The following is a 4,382-nucleotide window of genomic DNA, read 5'->3' on the forward strand; positions in this document are numbered from 1 at the left end:
TGGGAAAAGGAGATTATGTATGAAATCATTTCGTAAGTTATTACAGTATTTAAAACCATACATGTTCTTCGCTATTATTGGACCGCTATTTATGGTACTTGAGGTTGCGATGGACTTAATTCAACCGACTATTATGCAACATATCATTGATGTTGGGATTGCAAATCGGGATTTAAATTATGTAATAAAAATGGGGCTTCTTATGATAGGAGCAGCAGCACTCGGTTTAGTTGGAGGGCTTGGGTGTATGATGTATTCTACAAAAGCAGCTGTTAATTTCGCTACTGACATACGAAAAGATGTGTTTGCGAAAATAGAAACATTTTCTAGTAATAATCGTGATTCATTTGGAACAGGTAAATTATTAACGATCGTGACGAATGATATCACTTCCATTCAATCAGCAATGACAATGACATTACGTGTTCTCGTTCGTGGTCCGCTGTTATTTATGGGAAGTATAATTATTGTTTTTGTAACAGCAAGAGAGTTATTTCCAATATTACTTGTAGTTGTTCCGATTTTATTACTTGCGATTATTTTAATTGCAAGTAAAGCAAGTGGTACATTTAAAAAGGTGCAAGAGGCATTGGACAAAGTGAATACAAAGTTACAAGAAAATTTATCTGGTGTACGTGTTATAAAAGCGTATGTAAGACAAAAATATGAAATCGCTCAATTCGGAAGTGTAAATACAAATTTAACGAAGATAAATATTCGAGCTGTGCAACTTATTTCTTTAATGATGCCAATCATTATGCTAGTTGTAAGTGGCGGGATTGTCGCAACATTATGGATTGGTGGAGAAAAAGTATTCAATGGAACGCTTCAAGTAGGAGCGATTTTGGCATTTATTAATTACTTGAATATCATTTTAATGTCACTTATGTCGATTAGCATGGTATTTATTCAAATTGCGCGAGCTTTTCCATCTGCGGATCGTGTACAGCAAGTGTTAAATACCGAGGTTGATATTATAAGCGCAGCTAATGCAATCGAACCTGAGAAAATCGAGGGGAATATCGAATTTAAAAATGTTAGTTATAGCTATACGAAAAATAATGAATACGTTTTAAAAGATATTTCGTTTAGCATACAAAAAGGTGAAAAAGTAGGGATTATTGGATCAACTGGAAGTGGTAAATCTACCTTAGCGAAACTGTTACCACGTCTATATGATGTGGATCAAGGTGAAATATGTATAGATGGAATAGATGTTAAAACATATGATTTGCAAAAACTCCGTGCTTCAATAGGGTTTGTACCTCAGAAGGCTTTGTTGTTCTCAGGTAGTATAGAAGAGAATTTACGTTATGGTAAAGAAAATGCAACACATGATGAGCTGGAAGTAGCAGCTGCATCAGCTTGTGCGACTGAGTTTATCAATAAGCTGGAAGAATCTTATCAATATAATTTAACACAAGGTGCGACAAATCTATCAGGTGGACAAAAACAACGTGTATCAATTGCAAGGGCACTTGTGAGAAAACCACCGATTCTCATATTAGATGATTCTACATCAGCAGTTGATGCAAAATCAGAGGCTACTATTCAAACAGCTTTAAAAACAAAATATAAAGGCACAACGACTTTATTAATCGCGTCCAAAATTTCTTCCATAATGGATGCGGATAAAATACTTGTATTAGATAATGGTGAATTAGTTGGCAATGGTACACATGAACAATTGTTAGAACGAAGTGAGGTTTATCAGGAAATTTATCTTTCCCAAGGTGGTAATTTGCATAAAGAAGGTGGGGAAGAACATGCGTAATTTTCAAGGGCAATTTGCTAATAAAGGTGGACGAAACACACCAAAGATGGGAAAAGCTAAAAATGCCCAAGGAACTGTAATGCGGATATGGAACTATATGGGCTATCAAAAAGCTGCTCTAATGTTTGTTATATTTCTAGTCGTTGTTACTACTTTACTTGGATTATTAGGTCCCTATTTTATGGGAGTCATTATAGATCAATATATTGTACCGAAAGATTTAAGTGGTACAGCAAGAATGTGTATGTTACTTATCGCGATTTACGGTGTAACTGTACTTTTAACATGGTTACAAACATTTGTCATGATTAACGTTGCATTAAAAACAATTCAAAAAATACGACAAGATATTTTTGAGAAAATCCAAACGCTTTCTTTACGGTTCTTTGATGTGCGTTCTCAAGGTGATTTAATGAGCCGTGTGACAAATGATATAGATAATTTGAACCAAGCTTTGACACAAAGTGTTGTACAAATTATTTCATCAGCGCTAACTTTTATAGGTGTAACGATTGCGATGTTCGCCTTAAATTGGATTTTAGCAATTGTAACTTTAATTACAGTACCTATTATGTTTTACGTTACAAAAAAACTAGTTGCATATAGTGGTAAAAACTTTGCGAAGCGTCAAAAAGATTTAGGTGAATTAAATGGATTTATTGAGGAAGCAATTACAGGTGCGGATGTTACGACGTTGTATGGAAAAGAAAAAGAAACTGTACAAAATTTCAATAAAATTAATGAACAGCTAAGAGTTTCAGCTACGAAGGCTGATACATTTTCAGCTTTTATTTTTCCAAGTATGAACTTTATTAATAACTTAGGTATGGGGCTTGTCATTGGGACTGGATCAGTTATGGTCTTAAACGGAATGACAACAGTAGGTGTTATTGCGGCTTTTATTAATTATTCTCGTCAATTCTCAAGACCGTTAAGTCAATTTGCGACTTTAATGAATACAATTCAAGCGGCAGTTGCTGGTGGAGAACGTGTTTTTGAGATTATGGATGAGGTACCAGAAATTCAAAATAAAAAAGACGCATTTGTTGTACAAAATTTACAAGGGCATGTTGCACTTGAGAATGTTTCATTTGGCTATGCAGAGAATAAAACGATTTTAAAAGAAGTGAGTCTTAAAGCGCAGCCAGGAGAGACAATTGCTTTAGTTGGCCCGACTGGATCAGGGAAAACAACAATCATTAATTTGTTAACTCGCTTTTACGATATACAGCAAGGACAAATTCATATTGATGGAAAAGATATAAAAGATTATGATATTAATTCTTTACGAAGTAAAATAGGAGTAGTTTTACAGGATACGTATTTATTTGCTGGTTCGATTATGGATAATATTCGTTATGGACGCTTAGATGCTACTGATGAAGAAGTTATCACTGCAGCTAAGGCAGCATCTGCACATTCTTTTATTAAGCATTTGCCAAATCAATATGAAACAGAAATTGCTTCAGAAGGATCGAATTTAAGTCAAGGACAAAAACAACTTCTTGCGATTGCACGAGCAATTTTAGCAGATGCAGATATATTAATTCTCGATGAAGCGACATCTAATATTGACACAAGAACAGAATTACAAATACAAGCAGGGCTAAATAATTTAATGAGAGGTCGCACAAGTTTTGTGATCGCTCACCGACTTAAAACAATTGAAAAAGCAGATCAAATCCTTGTTATAAAGGATGGAAGAATTTTAGAAAGAGGGAATCATGAGTCTCTTATGGAAGATAGAGGGTTTTATTTTGATCTGTATACGAGTCAGTTTAAAATTTAATAAAAAAAATGAGGTTTCTCTAGAAAAGAGAAGCCTCATTTTTTTATTTGTAAACTTTATGAATTACTTTTCTAACCAAATTAATTATCCGACCTGAAAAATACTTATACTTGCAGATACATTTGTTAAAGAGCCACCATCACTATTTGAGAGAGTGATAGTACCTGCTGAAGAGGTGTTATTTATTAAAGTCAATGTTGAAGGAACAACTGTTACGGTAAAAGCAGCAGTACCTTGATTTATTGTATGTGGTGACCCCGTACCAAAACGTCCACCTGAAATTGGTGTACCATTTAGTTGGAGGGAGAATTGGTTTTCGCGAGAAGCTTGTAATTGAAACTCTGCTACATATGTTCCTAGTGTATTAATTATAATATTTCCAGTACCTGTGATGTGGCTAAGGGCAGTTCCTGTTATAGGTCCATTTGTGTTAAAAGTAACACTACTTCCTACTGCAATTGATTGGTTAGTAGTATCAAAAACATATAGATAGTTTGTTAATCCTACACTAGCCGCCCCGGTAGTCCCAGTGGAACCGGTAGCCCCAGTAGCCCCGGTAGTCCCAGTGGAACCAGTAGAGCCAGTAGGTCCAGTGGAACCGGTAGCCCCGGTAGTCCCAGTGGAGCCAGTAAGTCCAGTGGAACCGGTAGCCCCAGTAGTCCCAGTGGCCCCGGTAGCCCCGGTAGCCCCGGTAGCCCCGGTAGCCCCGGTAGTCCCAGTAGCCCCGGTAGTCCCAGTGGAGCCAGTAAGTCCAGTGGAACCGGTAGCTCCAGTAGGTCCAGTGGAACCGGTAGCCCCAGTAGCCCCAGTAGCCCCAGT

At 36.5% G+C, this 4,382-nt stretch carries 3 protein-coding genes; 2 read left to right on the forward strand and 1 reads right to left on the reverse strand.

Annotation, left to right across the window (positions count from 1 at the left end; translation table 11 throughout):
* The first annotated feature begins 19 nt into the window (after positions 1–19).
* Together ACQGSG_RS26875 and ACQGSG_RS26880 are read left to right on the forward strand one after the other, a co-directional pair.
* Positions 20–1,774 carry an ABC transporter ATP-binding protein gene (locus ACQGSG_RS26875; RefSeq protein ID WP_000834789.1) on the forward strand — a complete coding sequence of 585 codons (1,755 nt, stop codon included), beginning with the start codon at positions 20–22 and terminating at the stop codon, positions 1,772–1,774.
* Complete coding sequence (locus ACQGSG_RS26880) at positions 1,767–3,563, forward strand: ABC transporter ATP-binding protein (protein ID WP_001243556.1); 1,797 nt, start codon at positions 1,767–1,769, stop codon at positions 3,561–3,563. Before ACQGSG_RS26875 ends, ACQGSG_RS26880 begins: the two co-directional genes overlap by 8 nt.
* An 84-nt stretch (positions 3,564–3,647) precedes the next feature.
* On the opposite strand, the gene ACQGSG_RS26885 is transcribed toward ACQGSG_RS26880, so the two are convergent.
* Positions 3,648–4,382: collagen-like protein (locus ACQGSG_RS26885; RefSeq protein ID WP_426948459.1), on the reverse strand; the 735-nt coding region annotated here is incomplete at its 5' end.

Origin of the sequence: Bacillus sp. GMa5/1, from assembly GCF_050172015.1 — a bacterium.
Classification (GTDB): Bacteria; Bacillota; Bacilli; order Bacillales; family Bacillaceae_G; genus Bacillus_A; species Bacillus_A cereus.